Origin of the sequence: Frigidibacter sp. (assembly GCF_030695035.1) — a bacterium.
In the GTDB taxonomy this organism is placed as follows: Bacteria; Pseudomonadota; Alphaproteobacteria; order Rhodobacterales; family Rhodobacteraceae; genus Frigidibacter.
The window spans coordinates 12,999-33,066 of the sequence record NZ_JAUYTT010000002.1; the positions used below are offsets into that span (position 1 = coordinate 12,999).

The window sequence follows — 20,068 nt, forward strand, 5'->3', positions numbered from 1 at the left end:
CAACGAAAGGACAGAACGCGTGGCACGTATTGCTGGCGTAAACATTCCCACCTCCAAGCGCGTCCCGATTGCGCTCACCTACATCACCGGCATCGGCAATAACATTGCCGAGCAGATCTGCGAAGCCGTCAGCATCGACCGCACCCGCCGGGTGAACGAGCTGTCGGACGCAGAAGTGCTGGCGATCCGTGAGTATATCGACGCCAACATCACCGTGGAAGGCGACCTGCGTCGTGCGACCACGATGAACATCAAGCGTCTGATGGACCTTGGCTGCTACCGCGGCCTGCGTCACCGCAAGAACCTGCCGGTTCGCGGCCAGCGCACCCACACCAATGCTCGCACCCGCAAAGGCCCCGCAAAGGCCATCGCCGGCAAGAAGAAGTAAGGGGAGGGTTCAGATATGGCTCGTGACAAGACCCGCATGAAGCGGAAAGAGCGCAAGAACATCGCCGCCGGCGTTGCGCATGTGAACTCGTCCTTCAACAACACCAAGATCCTGATCTCGGACGTGCAGGGCAACGCGATTGCGTGGTCCTCCGCCGGCACGATGGGCTTCAAGGGCTCGCGTAAATCGACGCCCTATGCCGCCCAGATGGCTGCCGAGGATGCCGGCCGCAAGGCGCAGGAACATGGCGTGAAGACGATCGAAGTGGAAGTCCAAGGTCCGGGTTCGGGCCGCGAATCGGCGCTGCGTGCGCTGGCCGCCGTTGGCTTCAACATAACCTCGATCCGCGACGTGACCCCGATTGCCCACAATGGCTGCCGCCCGCCGAAACGCCGCCGGGTCTGACAACCAGTTGCAAGCCCGGGCCGCGCGATCCAGCGCGGCCCGGGTTGCTTTCGTTTTTATCCTCGGGCGTTCCGGGCAAGCGGACATGGGTCCGGAACAAGTATGGAGGCAGAACGCATGATCCACAAAAATTGGGCCGAACTGATCAAGCCCGCGCAGCTTGACGTGAAGGCTGGCAATGATCCGGCCCGCAAGGCAACCGTCATCGCCGAACCGCTGGAGCGGGGCTTCGGCCTGACGCTCGGCAACGCGCTGCGCCGGGTGCTGCTGTCCTCGCTGCAAGGCGCGGCGATCACCAGCGTGCAGATCGACAACGTGCTGCACGAGTTCTCCTCGGTCGCCGGTGTGCGTGAAGACGTCACCGATATCGTGCTGAACCTCAAGGGCGTCGCCCTGCGCATGGAGGTCGAGGGTCCGAAGCGCCTGTCGATCTCGGCCAAGGGGCCCGGCATCGTCACCGCCGGCGACATCTCGGAATCGAATGGTATCGAGGTCCTGAACAAGGATCACGTGATCTGCCACCTCGACGACGGTGCCGACCTCTTCATGGAACTGACGGTCAACACCGGCAAGGGCTATGTCGCGGCCGACAAGAACCGTCCGGAAGATGCGCCCATCGGCCTGATCCCGATCGACGCGATCTACTCGCCGGTCAAGAAGGTCAGCTACGAAGTGCAGCCCACCCGCGAGGGCCAGGTGCTGGACTATGACAAGCTGACCATCAAGCTGGAAACCGATGGCTCGCTGACCCCCGAAGATGCGGTGGCCTATGCCGCCCGCATCCTGCAGGACCAGCTGGCGGTGTTCGTGAACTTCGACGAGCCGGAATCGGCCACCCGCCATGACGTGGAAGACGGGCTGGAGTTCAACCCGCTGCTGCTCAAGAAGGTGGACGAGCTGGAACTGTCGGTGCGTTCGGCGAACTGCCTGAAGAACGACAACATCGTCTATATCGGCGATCTGATCCAGAAGACCGAAGCCGAGATGCTGCGCACCCCGAACTTCGGCCGCAAGTCGCTGAACGAGATCAAGGAAGTCCTGTCCTCGATGGGTCTGCACCTTGGCATGGAAGTCGAAGACTGGCCGCCGGAAAACATCGAAGACCTGGCCAAGCGCTTCGAAGACCAGTTCTGATCTGGACAATTCCGGGGGCCGTCGCTAGATGGCCCCCACTAAAGACAAATGCCCGGAATGCCGGGGAATGACTGGGCCCAAAGCCCCAAGGTGAGCCGCCCGAACGCAGGGTGAGCCGGACAAAGCAAAACAGAAGATAGGAGACACATCATGCGTCACGCCAGTGGCTACCGCAAACTGAACCGCACCCATGAACACCGCAAGGCGATGTTCTCGAACATGTGCGGCTCGCTGATCGAGCACGAGCAGATCAAGACGACCCTGCCGAAGGCCAAGGAACTGCGCCCGATCATCGAGAAGATGATCACGCTTGCCAAGCGCGGCGACCTGCACGCCCGCCGTCAGGCCGCGTCCATGCTCAAGCAGGACAAGGACGTCATCAAGCTGTTCGACGTTCTGGCAGCCCGCTACAAGGACCGCGCCGGCGGCTATACCCGTGTGCTGAAAGCGGGCTTCCGCTATGGCGACATGGCCCCGATGGCGATCATCGAATTCGTGGAACGCGACACCTCGGCCAAGGGCGCCGCGGACCGCGCCCGCGTCGAAGCCGAGGAAGCCGCGAACGCCTAAGCGCTTCCCCGCTGACCGAATAAGCAAAGACCCCGCCGATTGGCGGGGTCTTTTGCATTACGGAGGGCTTAGTTGACGCAACGATACCCGCGTGCAGCGGGGCCTCAGTTCGGCTCCGCGCGCAGTGGGCGCAGCTCGCCCTCGACCCGCGTAGCAACGCGCTCGATCATCTCGGCAAGCTGGGCATCGCCAACCGGCGTTGCCCCCAGAAATTCCAGCAGATCGCCGCGGGCGGCATCGGGCAGTCGCATCAGTCGGGTAAACAGGCTTGGATCAATCATACGCACGGGGTGATTCCATAAGTTTTGGGTGTAGCGCGCTTCACAATTTACGGTTGACGGGGTTCCGGGCAACTTGTCTAAAAAGACATGTCCAAAGGATTAACCGAGATGTCCGTCAAGTCGGGAATCGACCTGCAACTTCAACATCTCACGCGGCTTGCCACGTCGGGGTATTTCGTCGGGCTGCATATCCGCTTCGCTGCGCCGCTCATGCTGTTCCAGACCTACCGGCAGGACTGGACCGACCATTACACCGACAATGGCTATGCGCTGCGCGACCCGATGATCGCCTGGGGCTTCTCCACCACCGGCGCGACAAGGTGGAGCGAGATGCCCGTTCCCGACACGTTCGGGATTCTCAAAGAGGCGGCCAGCTTTGGACTGGTCTATGGCGCCGCTGTATCTTGCGGCGAAATTTCGTCGCGCACGATCGCCGGCATTGCCCGCGATGATCGGGAATTCACCGATGACGAGCTGACCCGGATCGAAACGATCGTGTTGCAATTGCACGATATGACCGAACCGCCGGAAAGCCTGACGCCGGCCCAGATTCAAGCCCTGCGGCTGATCGCGGCAGGAGACAGGCACGCGGCCGCAGCTGCAAAGTTGGGAATCTCGGAAAGTGCGCTGAAAGCCCGCCTCAACGCGGCTCGGCAGCGGCTTCTGGCGCGGACAACTGCCGAGGCGATCCAGCGGGCCAAGGACTACCGGCTGCTCTGATCGCTTTACCGTCTCCTCCGATTGGCTGCAGGAACACCAAGTTCCTCAACCCCAACCTGGAGACTATGACGATGCAGACCACGACCCTTTCTTTTGCGAACATGCACACCCACGGCGAACTTCTGGCCAACATCCTGCGGGCCCGGCGCCAGTCCTTCATCGTGCAGAACAAATGGGATCTGCCCGAGGCGATGGGCATGGAGTACGACCAGTACGACACCCCCGCCAGCCGCTGGATCGCGGTGCATGAATTTGGCGAGGTGCTGGCCGGGATCCGGCTGACCCCGACCACCGCCCGCTGCGGGATCTACAGCTACATGATCCGTGACGCGCAGCGCGGGCTGCTTGATTCCATCCCGTCGGACCTTCTCTATTACGAAGCGCCCGTGCAGGAGAACGTCTGGGAATCGAGCCGGGTGTTCGTGTCCCACAGCACCCCGATGAACCTGCGGCGCCGGGTGCACGCCCATCTCATCACCGAGATGACCAAATCGGCGCGTGAGCTTGGGGCAACCCGGGTGCTGGGGCTGATCCCGGCAAACTGGCCGCGTTGGGCACCGCGTTGCGGGCTCGACATGCAGGCGGCGGGCCGGGTGATGAACATCGACGCGCTGGATAACCAATGCGTGTCGATCGACCTGACCACCAACCTGCACTGAACCCCTCGGCGCCCCCGGTTGCAGCTCCGGGGGCCCCGCCTCCCCATCGCCCGCTTTTCCTCGCCCCCTTGCGGGCGTAGGGTGCGGCCATGGCCGATCTCTTCGACACCCCAGACACTGTCCCATCCTCCGGCAAGCCCGCCCCGCGGCCGCTGGCCGACCGTATCCGCCCGGCGAGCATTGCCGAGGTGATCGGTCAGGCGCATGTGCTTGGCCCCGAAGGCCCGCTGGGGGCGATGCTGAATGCGGGCTCGCTGTCTTCGCTGATCCTCTGGGGCCCGCCCGGCGTCGGCAAGACCACCATCGCCCGGTTGCTGGCCGACCGCACCGACCTGCATTTCATCCAGATCAGCGCCATCTTCACCGGCGTGCCCGACCTGAAGAAGGTGTTCGAGGCCGCCCGCCTGCGCCGGTCCCAAGGCCGTGGGACGTTGCTGTTCGTCGATGAGATCCACCGCTTCAACAAGGCGCAGCAGGACGGCTTCCTGCCCTATATGGAGGATGGCACCATCCTTCTGGTCGGCGCCACCACCGAGAACCCGAGCTTCGAGCTGAACGCCGCGCTTCTCAGCCGCGCGCAGGTGATCGTGCTGGAACGGCTGTCGCTGGCCGATCTCGAACGCCTCGCGCAGCGCGCCGAGCAGGTGCTGGCCCGCCCGCTGCCGCTGACCGCACATGCCCGCGAGGCGCTGCTGGAGATGGCCGATGGCGATGGCCGCGCGCTCCTGAACCTCGTCGAGCAGGTCATGGCCTGGAAACTGCCCGCCCCGCTCGATACCGAGGCGCTGGCGGCGCGGCTGATGCGGCGTGCGGCGAAATACGACAAGTCGGGGGATGAGCATTACAACCTCATCTCCGCCCTGCACAAATCGGTGCGCGGCTCCGATCCCGATGCCGCGCTCTACTGGTTCGCCCGGATGCTGGAGGGCGGCGAGGATCCGCGCTTCCTCGCCCGTCGGCTGGTGCGGATGTCGGTCGAGGATATCGGGCTTGCCGATCCGCAATGCCAGACCGTCTGCCTGCATGCCTGGGAGACGTTCGAGCGCCTTGGCAGCCCCGAGGGCGAGCTGGCGTTGGCGCAGGCGGTGATCTACCTCGCGCTCGCGCCCAAGTCGAACGCCGGCTACGTCGCCTACAAGGCGGCAAGGGCCGAGGCGCGGCGCACCGGGTCGGAGCCGCCGCCCAAGCATATCCTGAACGCGCCCACCAAGCTGATGAAGGGGCAGGGCTATGGCGAGGGCTATGCCTATGACCATGACGCCGAGGACGGGTTTTCCGGGCAGAACTACTTCCCCGAAACCATGCGCCGCCCGGTCCTCTATCAGCCGGTCGAGCGCGGGTTCGAGCGTGACCTGAAGAAGCGGCTGGAGTGGTTCACCAAGCTGCGGGAGAAGCGGGGGAGCTGAGCCACCCCGCTCGACACTCGCGCCCCTTTTCCCACCTCTCATGTCGGGCGGAAACAGGCGAGGCACTGCCTCGCCCCGCCCGCGCGCAACGGATGCACCCAGAGCCACCGGCAACAAGAGACCGAATGAGGACAGCGCCCGACCTGGCGGGCGAGAAGCGCCCGCCGAGGGCGGGGCGGGCGCTGGCCGGGCCCTTGAGGCCCGTCCGGTGTGGTTGAAAGGGCGCGACGTGGCGAAGGCGATAGCCTTCGCCAATGGGAGGGTGTCAGAAGAGAGCCAGCCGAAGCCCCCCCCCTCGCCATTCCCACCCACACAACCAACCCCTCCCCGCCCTTGCCCGGTTGACTTTCCCACCGTTCCACATGACAGAGACGCCATGATCCAGACCCTTTTCCAGGTGGCGCTCGGCGGCGCCCTCGGTGCTTCGGCCCGCTATCTGACCAATGTCGGCGTCTTGAGGCTGGCCGGCCCCGGTTTCCCCTGGGCCACCATCACCGTCAACGTCGTGGGCTCGTTCCTGATGGGCGTGCTGGTGATCGCGCTGGCCGAGACCCTTGGCAACCGCTACGCGCCCTTCCTGATGACCGGCATCCTCGGCGGCTTCACCACCTTCTCGGCCTTCTCGCTCGATGCGGTTACCCTCTGGGAAGGCGGGCGGCCCGAACTGGCCGCCGCCTATGTCGGCGGCTCGGTTCTCCTCTCCATCGCGGCGCTGGTCGCCGGTCTCTTCATCGCACGCGGGGTATTGGCATGAGCGGCGTCCAGACGATTGCCGTCGGCGCGGACGAAGGCGAGACCCGCCTCGACCGCTGGCTGAAGAAGAAATTCCCGCAAGTGACGCAGGGCGCCGTCGAGAAGATGTGCCGCACCGGCCAGCTGCGCGTCGATGGTGGCCGCGTCAAGGCTTCCACCCGGCTCGAACCTGGCATGGAGGTGCGCATCCCGCCGCTGCCCGATCTGCCGGCCGAACCCGCGCCCCGCGCCCCGCGCCCACGCGGCCCCGGCGTGATCGAGGCGGATGCCGAGATGATCCAGTCCTGCGTGCTGTGGAAGGACGAGCATATCATCGCCCTCAACAAGCCCGCCGGCCTGCCCAGCCAGGGCGGCTCCGGCCAGGGCGACCGGCATGTGGACGGCCTGACCGAGGCGCTGATGTTCGGCTACAAGGACCGGCCCAAGCTGGTCCATCGGCTCGACAAGGACACCTCGGGCGTCTTGCTGCTGGCCCGCACCGACCGCATCGCACGGGCGCTGTCCGAGGCGTTCCGCCTGCGCTCCACCCGCAAGATCTACTGGGCCGTTGTTGCCGGCGTCCCCAGCCCGCGCAAGGGCACCATCCGCTTCGGCCTCGTGAAGGCCGGCGGGCGCGGCCATCTGGGCGAGGGCGAGAAAATGATCGCCGTCCATCCCTCGAAGGTCGACCAGACCGAAGGCGCCAAGCGCGCGACCACCGATTTCGCCGTGCTCTCGGCGCTGGCGACCCGCGCCGCCTGGGTGGCGCTGGTGCCGATCACCGGGCGCACCCATCAGCTGCGCGCGCATATGGCCGAGATCGGCCACCCGATCATCGGCGATGGCAAATATGGCGGCTCCGGCCAGGAAAACCTCGGCGATGGCTGGGGCGCGCAACTGGGCGGCGATATCAGCCGCAAGCTGCACCTGCATGCCCGCCAGATCAGCTTTGACCACCCGATCACCAAGAAGCGCGTCACCATCGTGGCCCCGCTGCCGCCGCATATGGACAAGACCTGGAAGACGCTCGGCTGGCATGAAAACGACGTGCCCGCCGATCCCTTCGAGGATGAGGCATGATCCCCCGCCTTGTCATCTTTGACGTGGATGGCACCCTGGTCGACAGCCAGCGCCAGATCCACACCTCGATGACCGAGGCGTTCCTGCTGCAAGGCCATGTCGCGCCCGAACTCGCCGCGGTCCTGTCCATCGTCGGCCTGTCGCTGCCCGAAGCGGTGGCGCGGCTGGCGCCCGACCTGCCCGAGGGCGAGCGCGGCCATATCGTCGCCGGCTACAAGGCCACCTTCAACGGCTTGCGCGCCGCCGGTATCGCGCCGCTCTACCCGGGCATTGCCGAGGCGCTGCAGGCCCTCGCCGCGCGTGACGATCTGCTGCTGGGGGTCGCCACCGGCAAGTCGCGCCGCGGCCTCGTGCATCTGCTGCAGGCCTACGGGATCGAGGATCTGTTCGTCACCCGTCAGGTGGCTGACGATCATCCCTCCAAACCGCACCCCTCGATGCTGCTGGCGGCGCTGGCCGAAACCGGCATCGCGCCGCAAGACGCGGTGATGATCGGCGACACGACCTTTGATATCGAGATGGCCGGCGCCGCCGGCATCACCGCGCTTGGCGTCGCCTGGGGCTATCACCCGGCAGAGGCGCTGCTGGCCGCCGGGGCAGGGGACGTCATCGCCTCGTCTGCCGACTTGATGCCCGCACTGGATGCGCTGTGGGATGCGGTGGCGTAATGGCGGACTGGGCCCCCAAACGCTTCTGGACCGCCGCTGGTGTGACTGCCGTCGAAACCGGCTTCGCCGTCCAGCTCGATGGCCGCCCGGTGAAGACCCCGGCCAAGGCGCCGCTGGTGGTGCCGAACGCCGCGCTGGCCACCGCCATCGCCGCCGAATGGGACGCGCAGGCCAAGCTGGTCGATCCGCGCACCATGCCGGTGACCCGCGCCGCGAACTCTGCCATCGACACCGTCGTCCCCAACCGCGCCACCGTGCTGGGGATGATCGCGGCCTATGGCGGCTCCGACCTTCTGTGCTACCGCGCCGAATCTCCGCCGCCGCTGATCGAGCGTCAGGCCGCCGCCTGGGATCCACTACTGAACTGGGCGGCGAGCGCACATGGCGCCCCGTTGCGCGTCACCGCTGGCATCGTCCATGTCGCGCAGCCCCCCGAAAGCCTTGCACGGCTCAACGCCCACCTGGACTCCTTCTCCGATTTCGAACTCGTCGCCCTGCATGATCTGGTGGCCCTCTCCGGCTCGCTGGTGATCGGCCTCGCCGCCGCCGCAGACCTCGCCCCTGCCGATGATCTGTGGCGAACCTCCCGAATCGACGAGGAATTTCAGGCAGAGCTGTGGGGGCAGGACGAAGAGGCCGCCGAGGTTGTGGCCTTGAAGCGAAATGACTTTCTGCAGGCCCGCGCCTTCCTCGATCTGGCCCGCGCGCCCGGTTCCTAGGCCGCCACCTTTCGCCCCCATCTTTGCATGGTCTGCCCAATTCACAGGCGGATGCCGCACCGCTGTGCAGCAGGCCCGATGCGCCCTTGACGGGTTAATTCGATTTGGCCCACACTCCTGTCATTGGGGACCACTCCCCAAACAAACGCACCCGGCTACAGGGCGCGCAATTTCCCCCCGAATGGGGTGGCAACTCAGGAAGAGGTAAGCATGAAGAATACCGTATTTCTCGGCACGCTGGCGGCGGCCGGTCTGGCCGCAGGCTTCGTTTCGGCAGCAACGCTGGACGACGTCAAGGCGCGCGGCGAGCTGAACTGCGGCGTGAACACCGGCCTCGTGGGCTTCGCCGCACCGGATGCCAACGGCAACTGGTCGGGCTTTGACGTCGCGATCTGCAAGGCCGTCGCTGCTGCCGTTCTGGGCGACGCCAGCAAGGTCAAATACGTGCCGACAACCGGCCAGACCCGCTTTACCGCGCTGGCCTCGGGCGAAGTCGATATCCTGTCGCGCAACACGACCTGGACCTTCTCGCGCGATGCCGACCTGAAGTTCACCTTCATCGGCGTGAACTACTATGACGGCCAGGGCTTCATGGTGAACAAGGCTCTGGGCGTGACCTCGGCCAAGGAACTCGATGGCGCCACCGTCTGCATCCAGACCGGCACCACGACCGAGCTCAACCTCGCCGACTTCTTCAAGGTCAACAACATGACCTACTCGCCGGTCACGATCGAGACCAACGCCGAGGGCGAGCAGCAATTCCTCGCCGGCGCCTGCGATGCCTACACCACCGACGCTTCGGGCCTTGCAGCTACCCGCGCCGCCTTTGCCAACCCGGAGGACTATGTGATCCTGCCGGAAATCATCTCGAAAGAGCCGCTGGGGCCGCTGGTCCGTCACGGCGATGACCAGTGGGCCGACATCACCCGCTGGGCGATGAACGCGCTGATCGCTGCCGAAGAATACGGCGTGACCTCGGCGAACATCGAAGAGCTGTCCAAAGGCACCGAGAACCCCGAGATCAACCGTCTGCTCGGGGCCGGCGAAGACAACCTCGGCGCGATGATCGGTCTTGAAAAAGACTGGGGCAAGAAGGCCATCGTCGGCGCTGGCGGCAATTATGGCGAGATCTTCGCTGCCACCATCGGCGAATCCACTCCGATCGGTCTGGCCCGCGGGCTGAACGCACAATGGACCCAAGGCGGCCTGCTCTACACGCCGCCGTTCCGTTGATCTGAAGCTACCAAAAGGGGGCGCCGTCTGGCGCCCCCTGTTCCAACATCGGGGTGGAAACCGGACCGCTGGGGCGACAGCCCCGACAAACAAGGCCAAAGGCCGCGCGGGACCGGGATCAGGGGAATATACATATGGCAACCGTCACGGATGCGCCGAAAGCTAGCTTTCGGCTCAGTATGCTCATTTACGATACGCGCTATCGGTCGATAACCATTCAGATCGTGGTGCTGCTGCTGTTCATGGCCGGCGCCGCCTGGCTGGTGGACAACACCGTGCGCAACCTTGCGGCGCTGGGCAAGGATTTCAGCTTCGGCTTCCTGTGGAACCGCGCCGGCTACGACATCAACCAGATGCTCGTGCAATATACCAATGACAGCACGCATGGCCGCGCCATGCTCATCGGGCTGCTGAACACCCTGCTGGTGGCGTTCATGTCCTGTGTGGCTGCCACCGTGCTGGGCGTGATCATCGGCGTGCTGCGCCTGTCGCCGAACTGGATCGTCGGCCGGCTGACCACCGTCTATGTCGAGATGTTCCGCAACATCCCGGTGCTGCTGTGGATCCTGGTCGCCTACGCGATCTTCACCGAGGTGCTGCCCGCGCCGAACGCCTTCCGCGGCGAGAATCCCACCGCTTCGATGATCCTTTTCGACAGCGTGGCGCTGACCAACCGCTACACCGCGATCCCCGACCCGCTGTTCTACCGCTCGCTTGGCAATATCGATGTCGGGCTGTTCCTGATCAGCCTCGACCTTCTGGCGATCATCGCAGTCATCACCGGCAGCGTGTTGGTGAACCGCAAGCTGCTGGCCCATGCCACTGCCGTGCAGAACGCCACGGGCGTGCGGCCGGTGACCTGGTGGAAGAGCATCCTCGTGCTGCTGGTGCCGCTCGCCCTGCTGCTGATCGCGCTTGGCTTTCATGCCGAACGCCCGGTGCTGCGCGGCTTCAACTTCACCGGCGGGCTTGACGTGTCCAACTCGCTGATGGCGCTATGGCTGGGGCTGACGCTCTACACCGCCGCCTTCATCGCCGAGATTGTACGCGCCGGCATCGGCGCCGTGTCCCGCGGCCAGACCGAGGCGGCCTTCGCCCTTGGCCTGCGCCCGAACCGCACGATGAGCCTCGTGATCCTGCCGCAGGCGCTGCGGGTGATCGTGCCGCCGCTGATCTCGCAATACCTCAACATCACCAAGAACTCCTCGCTTGCCATCGCGGTCGGCTACATGGACCTGCGCGGCACGCTGGGGGGCATCACCCTCAACCAGACGGGACGCGAGTTGGAATGCGTGCTTCTGATGATGCTGATCTACCTGGCGATCAGCCTGATGATCTCGGGCGCGATGAACGTCTACAACAACTCCGTCAAGCTGAAGGAGCGTTGAGATGAGCGACACCCATTCCGAAACCGTCGCCTATGTCCGCGAGACGATGCTGCCGCAAGCGACGCCGCCTGCCTCCGAGGTTGGCGCAATCAAGTGGCTGCGCGAGAACCTGTTCTCGGGCGTACTCAACACTATCCTGACCCTTGTCGGCATTGCTGCGGTGGTCTGGCTGGTGCAGGCTGCGTTGCCCTGGTTCCTGCACGGCGTCTGGAACGCCAACTCCCTGCCCGAATGCCGGCAGATCATCGCCGAAACCTGGGGCGAGGGCGCCCATGGCGCCTGCTGGGCCGTGATCCGCGAACGCTGGAACCAGTTCCTGTTCGGCTTCTACCCGTCAGACCTCTACTGGCGCCCGGTGCTGGCGCTGGCGCTGTTCTTCGCCGCCGTGGCCCCGGTGCTGTTCACCGAACTGCCGCGCAAGCTCCTGTGGGGCAGCGCGTTTTATCCCGCCGTCGCTTATATCCTGCTCTGGGGCGGATCGCTCTGGGTGCCGATCTCGGTGATGGCCGGCTTCGGCGTTGGCTGGCTGGGCCTTGTGGCGGCGCGCCGCACGAACCTGCCGCTGCTGGGGCCGTTGGCCGCCGTGCTGCTGCCGCTGATCTGGTGGCTGTTCCTCGCCGGCCCGGTGGCCGGGATGCTGGAAGACATCATCCCGCTTGGGGTTGAGGAAGTCCGGTCCGACAAGTTCGGCGGCTTCGTCCTCTCGCTCACCATCGGCATCGCGGCCATCGTGCTGTCGCTGCCGCTGGGCATCGTGCTGGCGCTTGGCCGCCGGTCCGACATGCTGCTGGTCAAGGCGCTGTCGGTCGGGTTCATCGAGTTCATCCGCGGCGTGCCGCTGATCACCCTGCTGTTCACCGCCTCGCTTCTGCTGAACTACTTCCTGCCGCCGGGCACGAACTTCGACATCATCCTGCGCGTCATCATCATGGTGACCCTCTTCGCTGCGGCCTATATCGCCGAGGTGATCCGTGGGGGGCTTGCCGCCCTGCCGCGCGGCCAGTACGAGGCCGCCGACAGCCTTGGCCTTGATTACTGGAAGGCCATGCAGCTGATCGTGCTGCCGCAGGCGCTCAAGATCTCGATCCCGGGCATCGTGTCCACCTTCATCGGCCTCTTCAAGGACACCACGCTGGTGATCTTCGTCGGCCTTCTGGACCCGCTGAAAGGCATCACCGACGCCGTCCGCGCCGCCATCGAATGGAAGGGCGTCTACTGGGAGCCCTTCATCTTCGTCGGCGCCATCTTCTTTGTCTTCAACTTCGGCATGTCGCGGTACTCGATGTATCTCGAGAACAAGCTGAAACGCGACCATCGCTAAGGAGCAGCCCCATGTCGGACACTCAAATCGCGCGTGAAGTCGACCGCAGCCATATGCAGGTTTCGGACGAGATCGCCATCCAGATCACCAGCATGAACAAATGGTTCGGCAGCTTCCACGTGCTGCGGGACATCAACCTGACCGTGATGCGCGGCGAGCGCATCGTGGTCTGCGGCCCCTCGGGATCCGGCAAGTCCACGCTGATCCGCTGCATCAACCGGCTGGAAGAACACCAGTCGGGGCGGATCATCGTCGATGGCACCGAACTGACCAGCGACCTCAAGAACATCGACAAGGTGCGCTCCGAGGTCGGCATGGTGTTCCAGCACTTCAACCTCTTCCCGCATCTGACCATCCTCGAGAACCTCACCCTCGCGCCGATCTGGGTCCGCAAGGTGCCCAAGCGCGAGGCCGAGGAGACGGCGATGTATTTCCTCGACAAGGTGAAGATTCCGGAACAGGCGCTGAAATATCCCGGCCAGCTGTCGGGCGGCCAGCAGCAGCGCGTCGCCATCGCCCGCAGCCTGTGCATGAAGCCGCGGATCATGCTGTTCGACGAGCCGACCTCGGCGCTTGATCCCGAAATGATCAAGGAAGTGCTGGATACGATGATCGGCCTTGCCGAAGAAGGCATGACGATGATCTGCGTGACCCATGAGATGGGCTTTGCCCAAGCCGTGGCGAACCGGGTGATCTTCATGGATCAGGGCCAGATCGTGGAGCAGAACGAGCCCTACGAGTTCTTCAACAACCCCAAGAGCGAGCGGACGAAACTGTTCCTCAGCCAGATTCTGGGGCACTGACGGAAGCGGCCGGGGGGCCAGCCCCCCGGACCGTGCCAAAGCCGGGGGGCCAGCCCCCCGGACCCCCCGGGATATTTGGACCAAAACGAAGGGGCGGGCCGGTGGCGCGCCCCTTTTGGCTGTCAGTCGCGGCCCGAGGGGACGAAGAAGTCCAGCGCCGATCCGCGATGCGGTTCCAACTCGCCCCAGCTTGCGATCTCGAAATCCACCACCAGCGTGGCGGCGGTCGGGTAGCGCGCGAAATCGGCATGGTGCGGCGGCTCGGCCGGCAGCAGCGCCGCGAAGGCCGCGATCCCGGGATTGTGGCCCAGCATCATCACCACCTGCCCGGTCGCCGCCTTCAGCGCCGCCAGCATCGTGGCGGGTTCGGCATGATACAGCGCCTTGACCAGCTCCGGCTCCGGCGCGCCCTCCAGCCCCAGCGCGGCAAAGGTCTCACGGGTGCGGGCCGCGGTCGAGCACAGCACCTGATCCGGCAGGTAATCGCGCGAGCCAAGCCATTGCCCCAGTTCCGCCGAGGCGCGACGGCCGCGCGGGTTCAGCGGGCGGTCATGGTCCGGCATCTCGGCATCGTCCCAGGACGATTTGGCATGGCGGATCAGGATCAGGCGGCGGTGTCCATCAGGTGTCATCGGTGAAAAAGCCTCATATGATAGGCCGATTGGACCTGCAGCCTTGCATGACCGGCACTCACGGGGCAAGCCCGACGCACGGCGCAGCCCCGATCGAGGCAATCTGCCCCACTTGGCCCCGACAGGAACTCATGGCAGGCGGGCACGTCATAGCCCCTGCCGGTCAGGGCCCCGGCCGGGCAGGCGGTCAGGCAGGGGCGCGCTTCGCAAGCCTCACAGGGCGGCACCGCAGGCCCGGGCAGCACAAGCCGCTCGCGCAGGGCAATCGCCCCGCGATAGGAGGCGAAGAGCCCCATTTCCTCATGCACCAGAAACACCACCGGTGAGGCCCAGGCCCGGCCAGACCGCAGGGCCCAGGCCTGAAACGGCCGCCAGGGCGGCCCGCCGAAGGGGAAATAGGCTTTGCCACCAAGGGCGCAGGCCATCTTGCCGATCACCCGCCGCGACCAGCGGTCAATGGGATTGGCGCGCCCGTCCAGCCATTCCGGCTGCGCCGTCAGATGCGCCCAGAAGCCCGGCTCGGCCGGGGACAGCAGCAGCAAGGTGCCCGTCCCCTCTGGCAGCCCATCCCCGGGTTCGGGATGAAACGCCCCCGACACCGCCAGCGCATGGCCCGCCGCCTCAGCCGCGATCCCCTCAAGCGTCACTTCACCCGCGGCTTCACCCGCGGCTCGGTCGAGCGGATCAGGCTGCCCGCGCCATGTTCGGTGAACAGCTCCAGCAGGCAGGCGTTCGGCACGCGGCCATCGAGGATGACCACGGCCCGCACGCCCTCTTCCAGCGCCTTCAGCGCGGTCTCGGCCTTGGGAATCATCCCGCCCGCGATCACGCCGCTTTCGATCATCTCTTCCACTTCGCCCGGCGTCATCGCCGTCACGATCTCGCCGGCGGCATTCTTCACCCCCGACACATCGGTCAGCAGCAGCAGCCGGTCGGCCTGCAACGCGCCGGCAATCGCCCCCGCCGCGGTATCGCCATTCACGTTGAAGGTCTCGTTCGGGCCCATCCCCGTTGCCACCGGTGCCACCACCGGGATGATCCCGGCGGCGAACAGGTCGCGCAGCACCTGCACGTTCATCTCCACCGGCTTGCCGACGAAGCCAAGCTCCGGGTCATCGGCGACGCAGACCATCATGTCATCGTCCTTGCCCGACAGGCCCACGGCCCGGCCGCCCTCATCCATGATCGCCTGCACGATGCGCTTGTTCACAAGGCCGGTCAGCACCATCTCGACCACCTCGACCGTGGCCTTGTCCGTCACCCGCTTGCCGCGCAGAAATTTCGATTCGATCCCCAGCTTGCCCAGCAGGTCATTGATCATCGGCCCGCCGCCATGCACCACGACCGGGTTCACCCCCACCTGCCGCATCAGCACCACGTCGCGCGCGAAATCGGCCATCGCGTCTTCGTCGCCCATCGCATTGCCGCCGAATTTCACGACGACAATCGAACCCGCATAGCGCTGCAGATAGGGAAGCGCCTCGGACAGGGTCCGGGCGGTGGCGATCCAGTCACGGTTCATGGTCTGCTTTCTCATCTGGCAAGGCTCCGGGGATTGCTGCCAAAGTGTTAGACGCATCGCGCCCCCCTGCCAAGGCCGCGGTGCCGCGGGCGGCGCGCCGTTGCCAATGTCCGGAAAATGGCTAGGGTCTGCGCGGCGGGGCGGGGTGCGCCGCGGGATCACGGCGGAGACGGATATGGCACGCGACGGCGAACAGAAGGTGATGCTGCTGACCGGGGCCAGCCGGGGTATCGGCCATGCCACCGTCAAGCGCTTCGCGCGCGAAGGCTGGCGGGTGCTGACCTGCTCGCGCCACGCCTTCCCCGAGGGCTGCCCCTGGGGCGGCGGGCGCGACGATCACATCCAGATCGACCTGTCCGACCCCGCCGACACCATCAACGTGATCGAGGCGATCCGCGAGCGGCTCGACGGGCGGCTTGACGCGCTGGTCAACAATGCCGGCATCTCGCCCAAGGGGCCGGAGGGCGCGCGGCTCTCGACCCTCTCCACCGACCTGATGACCTGGGGCCATGTGTTCCATGTGAACTTCTTCGCGCCCATCGTGCTGGCCCGCGGCTTTAAGGATGAGCTGTCGGCGGCCAAGGGCGCGGTTGTCAATGTCACCTCCATCGCCGGGGCCCGGGTACATCCTTTCGCCGGTGCCGCCTATGCGACGTCGAAGGCCGCGCTGGCCGCGCTGACGCGCGAGATGGCGCATGACTTCGGCCCGCTGGGGGTGCGTGTGAATGCGATTGCACCCGGAGAGATCGAGACCTCGATCCTCTCGCCCGGCACCGAGAAAATCGTCGAGACCCTGCCACTGCGCCGCCTTGGCCAGCCAAGCGAGGTGGCAGATGTGGTGTGGTTCCTGTGCTCGGATCAGGCCAGCTACGTCACCGGGACCGAGATCGAGGTGAACGCCGGCCAGCACGTCTGAGGCCGCAATCCGGGCCGGGGCAGGGGGTGTCAGCCCCTCGCGCGCCGGAAATCCCGAGTCATTCACTTTACATATGACATATGTATGGGTTCTGCATGCATTCCACATGCGCAGAACCCGGGCCCATTTACTCCAGCGTGGCGATGATCGCGCGCAGCGTCTCGATGCCGTCGCCCTTCTCGGAACTGGTCATCACAAGTTCGGGATAGGCCGCCGGATGCTTCGCCATCGCCCCCCGCACCTGGCCCAGAATCCGCTCCTGCTCGACCTTGCCGACCTTGTCGGCCTTGGTCAGCACCACCTGGAATGCCACGGCAGAGCGGTCCAGCAGCGCCATGATCTCTTCATCGACGGCCTTCACCCCGTGCCGCGTGTCGATCAGCACAAAGGCCCGCCGCAGCGTCTGGCGGCCCGACAGATAGCTCTTCAGCAGCCGCTGCCACTTCTCGACAATCGCCACCGGCGCCTCGGCATAGCCATAGCCCGGAAGGTCGACGAGGTACTGATCGCCAGCGGTGAAGTAGTTGATCTCCTGCGTCCGCCCCGGCGTGTTCGACGCGCGCGCGAGGTTCTTTCGGCCGGTCAAGGCATTGATGAGGCTGGACTTCCCCACGTTCGACCGGCCTGCAAAGCACACCTCCATCCGGTCGGCGGGCGGCAGCCCATCCATCGCCACGACGCCCTTCAGGAAGTCGATCTCGCCGGCAAACATCAGCCGGCCCTTCTCGCGCGCCTCGATCGTCGGCTCGGGGGAAAGCGGGAAACCCAGCTGCATCACAGCACCTCTATCTTGTCGCCCGGCGCGATGCGCCCCGGCGAAATCACCACGGCGTAAACGCCAAAATCCTGCGCCCCGACCAGGCCCCGCAACCCGGCCAGCGTATCGGCATCGACCTCGCCCGTCGCGGGATTCGCGGTGGTCGCCTTGCAACGCCCGATCCGCTCCTCGACCCGCAGCAGCGCCTCGCCAATGCGGACCTCGCGCCCGATCCACTCCATCTCGGCGAAGGGCTCAAACCCCTCCAGCCACAGATTGCCGCGCCAGCGGTGGATCGACAGGTCCACCGCCATATGCTGTGCCAGCGCCGCGTTCGAGCTCAAACTGTTGAGCGAGATTGACGGAAAATCGCTATCCGTCATCCCCCGCCCCGGCGCCGACACCAGCGCCACGGGGCGAAAATCCCCCTCCGGGCTGATCGGCCCCAGCCACTCAACCAGCACCGCCCCCTCGCTTTCAGGGCGGAACTCCAGCGGCGAAAGCGCCGGATGCGTCAGCACCATCACGCCCGTCGCCTCGTCAAACCGCGCCTCGATGGCCATCAGCCCCGCGGTCCGCGCCCCTCGTTGGAACTGGCCGCAAGGCGTCCACTCCGGCGCGCCCGCGTCGAACTTCGACCGCCCATGCGTCACCGCCCAATGCCGGTCCCAGGGCAGGCACGCCCCCGCAGAAAGCAGCACGGACGCGAGAGCCTCGCGTCCGTGTGCCTTGATCGGGTGGCGGAAGATATGGGCCAGCGTGCCGGTCATGCCTTCGGGCCGGGCTTCCCCTTGCGGGGTTTGGGCGAAGTCGGTGCCTTTTCAACCACTTCCGTGGTCTGCACCGGCGCTGCCTTGGCTGCCTTCTCGGCCTCAGCCTTTGCCGCCGCCTCGGCCTTCTTCTTCTTGCTGAAGCCCGTGATGATGTTGCCAAACAGGTCCGGCCGGTGCCCGTGCATCGACATGATCAGGTATTGCTGCACGAAGGTGATGGTGTTGTTCGCAATCCAGTAGACCACCAGACCCGAGGCAAAGCCGCCCAGCATGAACATGAACACCCAGGGCATCCAGGCAAAGATCATCTGCTGCGTCGGGTCGGTCGGCGCCGGGTTCAGCTTCTGCTGGAACCACATCGAGATGCCGAGCAGGATCGGCAGGATCCCCAGCGAGAAGATGAAGAACAGCGATCCGGGCTCTGGTGTCGCATAGGGCAGCAGGCCGAACAGGTTCAGGATAGAGGACGGATCGGGGGCCGAGAGGTCACGGATCCAGCCGAACCATGGCGCATGGCGCAGCTCCAGCGTGACGAAGATCACCTTGTAAAGAGAGAAGAAAATTGGGATCTGCAGGAAGATCGGCAGGCAGCCCGAGGCCGGGTTGACCTTTTCCTTCTTGTACAGCGCCATCATCTCTTGCTGGAACTTGGCTTTGTCCTCGCCGGTCTTTTCCTTCAGCTTTTCAACCTCGGGCTGCAGCTCCTTCATCTTCGCCATCGAGATGTAGGATTTGCGGGCCAGCGGGAAGACCATCGCCTTGATGATCAGCGTCAGCAGGATGATCGACCAGCCCATGTTGCCGATGATGCCGTGCAGCCAGTGCAGCAGCATGAAGATCGGCTTGGTCAGGAAGAAGAACCAGCCCCAGTCGATCGAGTCCACAAAGCCCTCGATGCCGGTATCGTTCTGGTAATGGCGGATCGCCTCCCACTCCTTGGCGCCGGCAAACAGCATCGTCTGCACTTCGGCAGTGGCGCCAGGGCCCACCTCCATCACTGGCAGGCGGGATTCGGTCTGGTAGATCTCGGCGCCCGGCACGTATTTCACCACCGAGGTGAAGGCCTGCCCCGGCATCGGCGCCAGCGTCGTCATCCAGTATTTGTCGGTGAAGCCGATCCAGCCGTTTTCTGTGACCTCGGCCACCTCGGCATTGCCGGCCTCGCGCTCGATCCGTTCCAGATCGGGCATGTTGTCATAGTCCATTTCCTGCAGCGCGCCGTCGGTCATCCGCACGACGCCTTCGTGCAGCACCCAGATATTCTGGGTCTGTGGCTCGCCGTGGCGGGCGACGATGCCGTAGGGGGCCATGCGCACGGCGGCCTCGGTCGCGTTGCTGACCGACTGGGTGATGGTGAAGAGGTAATCCTCGTCCACCGTGATCACCCGGCGGAAGGTCAGGCCCGCGCCATTGTCCCAGGCCAGCGTCACCGGCGTTTCGGGTGACAGCGTCTCGCCGCTTTCCACCGACCAGACGGTGCGCGCATCGGGCACTGCGGTCGCGGCCAGCCCGCCCGCGGGGGCCCAGCCATAGACGGCGTAATAGGGCTGCGAAGCGCTCGCGCCGCCAACGGGCGAGAGCAGTCGCACAAGGCCCGAGTTCGGGTCGAGCGTATCCTTGTAATCCTTCATCGACAGATCATCGATGCGGCCACCCGCCAGCGACAGCGAGCCTGTCAGGCGCGGCGTCTCGATGGCAACCCGCGGCGCTGCGGCCGCTTCGGTCGCGGCCTCGGCGGCTTCGGCCACAGCCGGGGTATCGCCCGGCACCGCAGGCGGGGTGCCGCCATCGGCCTGCGTCACCGCAACGGGTGCGTTCGGGTCGGTCGGCGGCACGGCCGGCGCGAACACCGTGTACCAGACCAGGATCACCACGAAGGAGAGCACGGTCGCCAGAATGAGATTCTTGTTCTGATTATCCATCAGGGAGACACCGCCAGTGCTGCCAAGGTTCGCGGAGGT

At 65.4% G+C, this 20,068-nt stretch carries 23 protein-coding genes; 16 read left to right on the plus strand and 7 right to left on the minus strand.

Annotated elements, in window-relative coordinates; genetic code table 11:
- The first annotated feature begins 19 nt into the window (after positions 1-19).
- The 4 genes from rpsM (at position 20) to rplQ (ending at position 2,497) form a co-directional block, all read left to right on the plus strand.
- Positions 20-388 (plus strand): 30S ribosomal protein S13, encoded by a 369-nt coding sequence (gene rpsM, locus Q8S30_RS01145; protein WP_305664204.1) that lies wholly within the window; start codon positions 20-22, stop codon positions 386-388.
- A gap of 15 nt (positions 389-403) precedes the next feature.
- Positions 404-793 carry a 30S ribosomal protein S11 gene (gene rpsK / locus Q8S30_RS01150; protein WP_066809277.1) on the plus strand — a complete coding sequence of 130 codons (390 nt, stop codon included), beginning with the start codon at positions 404-406 and terminating at the stop codon, positions 791-793.
- A gap of 117 nt (positions 794-910) precedes the next feature.
- Positions 911-1,927 (plus strand): DNA-directed RNA polymerase subunit alpha, encoded by a 1,017-nt coding sequence (locus Q8S30_RS01155; protein ID WP_305664205.1) that lies wholly within the window; start codon positions 911-913, stop codon positions 1,925-1,927.
- 150 nt (positions 1,928-2,077) lie between these two features.
- Positions 2,078-2,497 carry a 50S ribosomal protein L17 gene (gene rplQ / locus Q8S30_RS01160; RefSeq protein ID WP_305664206.1) on the plus strand — a complete coding sequence of 140 codons (420 nt, stop codon included), beginning with the start codon at positions 2,078-2,080 and terminating at the stop codon, positions 2,495-2,497.
- 104 nt (positions 2,498-2,601) lie between these two features.
- Here the strand turns inward: rplQ and Q8S30_RS01165 are convergent, their stop codons facing one another.
- On the minus strand, positions 2,602-2,748 hold the full coding sequence (locus Q8S30_RS01165) for a hypothetical protein (protein ID WP_305664207.1): 147 nt from the start codon (positions 2,746-2,748) through the stop codon (positions 2,602-2,604).
- A gap of 138 nt (positions 2,749-2,886) precedes the next feature.
- Here Q8S30_RS01165 and Q8S30_RS01170 point away from each other — a divergent pair, with 138 nt between their 5' ends.
- The 11 genes from Q8S30_RS01170 (at position 2,887) to Q8S30_RS01220 (ending at position 13,507) form a co-directional block, all read left to right on the plus strand.
- Positions 2,887-3,498, plus strand: a complete 612-nt coding sequence (locus tag Q8S30_RS01170; protein ID WP_305664208.1) for an autoinducer binding domain-containing protein — start codon at positions 2,887-2,889, stop codon at positions 3,496-3,498.
- A 71-nt stretch (positions 3,499-3,569) separates the two neighbouring features.
- Positions 3,570-4,157 carry an acyl-homoserine-lactone synthase gene (locus tag Q8S30_RS01175; protein WP_305664357.1) on the plus strand — a complete coding sequence of 196 codons (588 nt, stop codon included), beginning with the start codon at positions 3,570-3,572 and terminating at the stop codon, positions 4,155-4,157.
- Positions 4,158-4,246: 89 nt separating this feature from the next.
- Positions 4,247-5,563, plus strand: a complete 1,317-nt coding sequence (locus tag Q8S30_RS01180) for a replication-associated recombination protein A (protein ID WP_305664209.1) — start codon at positions 4,247-4,249, stop codon at positions 5,561-5,563.
- Positions 5,564-5,939: 376 nt separating this feature from the next.
- The gene (crcB, locus tag Q8S30_RS01185; protein WP_305664210.1) at positions 5,940-6,317 is read left to right on the plus strand and encodes a fluoride efflux transporter CrcB; all 378 of its coding nucleotides are present in this window, start codon (positions 5,940-5,942) and stop codon (positions 6,315-6,317) included.
- Entirely contained in the window at positions 6,314-7,375 is a 1,062-nt protein-coding gene (locus tag Q8S30_RS01190; protein ID WP_305664211.1) for an RluA family pseudouridine synthase, read from the plus strand. Before crcB ends, Q8S30_RS01190 begins: the two co-directional genes overlap by 4 nt.
- Positions 7,372-8,043 (plus strand): HAD-IA family hydrolase, encoded by a 672-nt coding sequence (locus Q8S30_RS01195; RefSeq protein ID WP_305664212.1) that lies wholly within the window; start codon positions 7,372-7,374, stop codon positions 8,041-8,043. The genes Q8S30_RS01190 and Q8S30_RS01195 overlap by 4 nt, the downstream gene beginning before the upstream one ends.
- Positions 8,043-8,762 carry an ATP12 family chaperone protein gene (locus tag Q8S30_RS01200; protein ID WP_305664213.1) on the plus strand — a complete coding sequence of 240 codons (720 nt, stop codon included), beginning with the start codon at positions 8,043-8,045 and terminating at the stop codon, positions 8,760-8,762. Before Q8S30_RS01195 ends, Q8S30_RS01200 begins: the two co-directional genes overlap by 1 nt.
- Positions 8,763-8,972: 210 nt before the next feature.
- Positions 8,973-9,995 (plus strand): amino acid ABC transporter substrate-binding protein, encoded by a 1,023-nt coding sequence (locus Q8S30_RS01205; RefSeq protein WP_305664214.1) that lies wholly within the window; start codon positions 8,973-8,975, stop codon positions 9,993-9,995.
- A gap of 134 nt (positions 9,996-10,129) precedes the next feature.
- Positions 10,130-11,383 carry an amino acid ABC transporter permease gene (locus Q8S30_RS01210; protein ID WP_305664215.1) on the plus strand — a complete coding sequence of 418 codons (1,254 nt, stop codon included), beginning with the start codon at positions 10,130-10,132 and terminating at the stop codon, positions 11,381-11,383.
- A 1-nt stretch (position 11,384) separates the two neighbouring features.
- Positions 11,385-12,704 (plus strand): amino acid ABC transporter permease, encoded by a 1,320-nt coding sequence (locus tag Q8S30_RS01215; protein WP_305664216.1) that lies wholly within the window; start codon positions 11,385-11,387, stop codon positions 12,702-12,704.
- An 11-nt stretch (positions 12,705-12,715) separates the two neighbouring features.
- A complete protein-coding gene (locus tag Q8S30_RS01220; RefSeq protein WP_305664217.1) occupies positions 12,716-13,507 on the plus strand; it encodes an amino acid ABC transporter ATP-binding protein in 792 nt (263 codons plus the stop codon).
- A gap of 122 nt (positions 13,508-13,629) precedes the next feature.
- On the opposite strand, the gene Q8S30_RS01225 is transcribed toward Q8S30_RS01220, so the two are convergent.
- Genes Q8S30_RS01225 through argB form a run of 3 tightly spaced genes read right to left on the minus strand, consistent with a single transcriptional unit; the run spans position 13,630 to position 15,661 of the window.
- Entirely contained in the window at positions 13,630-14,139 is a 510-nt protein-coding gene (locus Q8S30_RS01225; protein ID WP_305664218.1) for a histidine phosphatase family protein, read from the minus strand.
- On the minus strand, positions 14,136-14,786 hold the full coding sequence (locus tag Q8S30_RS01230; protein ID WP_371135414.1) for a ferredoxin: 651 nt from the start codon (positions 14,784-14,786) through the stop codon (positions 14,136-14,138). The genes Q8S30_RS01225 and Q8S30_RS01230 overlap by 4 nt, the downstream gene beginning before the upstream one ends.
- Positions 14,783-15,661, minus strand: a complete 879-nt coding sequence (gene argB, locus Q8S30_RS01235) for an acetylglutamate kinase (protein WP_305664359.1) — start codon at positions 15,659-15,661, stop codon at positions 14,783-14,785. The genes Q8S30_RS01230 and argB overlap by 4 nt, the downstream gene beginning before the upstream one ends.
- A gap of 175 nt (positions 15,662-15,836) precedes the next feature.
- Between argB and Q8S30_RS01240 the strand changes: the two genes are divergently transcribed.
- Complete coding sequence (locus tag Q8S30_RS01240; protein WP_305664219.1) at positions 15,837-16,577, plus strand: SDR family NAD(P)-dependent oxidoreductase; 741 nt, start codon at positions 15,837-15,839, stop codon at positions 16,575-16,577.
- A gap of 127 nt (positions 16,578-16,704) precedes the next feature.
- Here the strand turns inward: Q8S30_RS01240 and yihA are convergent, their stop codons facing one another.
- Genes yihA through yidC form a run of 3 tightly spaced genes read right to left on the minus strand, consistent with a single transcriptional unit; the run spans position 16,705 to position 20,029 of the window.
- A complete protein-coding gene (gene yihA / locus Q8S30_RS01245; RefSeq protein WP_305664220.1) occupies positions 16,705-17,355 on the minus strand; it encodes a ribosome biogenesis GTP-binding protein YihA/YsxC in 651 nt (216 codons plus the stop codon).
- Positions 17,352-18,104: an MOSC domain-containing protein gene (locus Q8S30_RS01250; RefSeq protein ID WP_305664221.1), complete on the minus strand. Its 753-nt coding sequence runs from the start codon at positions 18,102-18,104 to the stop codon at positions 17,352-17,354. Before Q8S30_RS01250 ends, yihA begins: the two co-directional genes overlap by 4 nt.
- A complete protein-coding gene (gene yidC, locus Q8S30_RS01255; protein WP_305664222.1) occupies positions 18,101-20,029 on the minus strand; it encodes a membrane protein insertase YidC in 1,929 nt (642 codons plus the stop codon). Before yidC ends, Q8S30_RS01250 begins: the two co-directional genes overlap by 4 nt.
- Positions 20,030-20,068: the final 39 nt, after the last annotated feature.